At 36.1% G+C, this 482-nt stretch carries 1 protein-coding gene and 1 pseudogene; one reads left to right on the top strand and one right to left on the bottom strand.

Annotated features, from left to right (window positions below; all coding sequences use genetic code 11):
- Positions 1 to 308: site-specific integrase (locus FC70_RS02610; protein WP_057889470.1), on the bottom strand; the 308-nt coding region annotated here is incomplete at its 3' end.
- 78 nt (positions 309 to 386) lie between these two features.
- On the opposite strand from FC70_RS02610, the pseudogene FC70_RS02605 reads away from it, so the two are divergent.
- Positions 387 to 482 (top strand): annotated as a pseudogene (locus FC70_RS02605) (type II toxin-antitoxin system Phd/YefM family antitoxin); the annotation flags it as partial.

The raw sequence follows: 482 nt of genomic DNA, 5'->3' as shown, positions 1-482 counted from the left end.
GAGGCTAGTCTATGATCAAGTAGCCATTGACGGTACAATAAGAGCTCTGTTTGAACTGGTTTAAGATACAAGGTATTCGGTTTACCAGTTTTTCGATCGTGAATGAACGCATTTTGTTTAATAGAACCGTCCGGATTAAAAATATCGGTTTGTTTTAAGCGCATGACATCACTCACTCGCAGTAGCGTAGCTTTGCCAACTTGAAAAACTGTATAGTTACGCCGGCCAGCGTTAAAGTTGTTGAGTAAGGTATCTTGAACCTCCTTGAGAACATTTGAATCTTTGATGGGTAAGACAACTTGTTGCATAGTTTGAGCTCCTTTAAAATTTTTGATTTTTAGTACAAATTAAAGTACAATATTAAGTACAAAGAAAGGGTGGTAAATATGACATTAGCATTAACACAGAGCGATTTTCGCGCTAACTTAAAAAAATATTTAGATCAAGTTAATGACGAAGACGAAACCGTTTATATTGCTCGT

Origin of the sequence: Paucilactobacillus oligofermentans DSM 15707 = LMG 22743 (genome assembly GCF_001434315.1) — a bacterium.
Lineage (GTDB): Bacteria > Bacillota > Bacilli > Lactobacillales > Lactobacillaceae > Paucilactobacillus > Paucilactobacillus oligofermentans.
The sequence above is the reverse complement of the archived record's forward strand: the minus strand, read 5'-3'. Positions and strand labels throughout refer to the sequence as shown.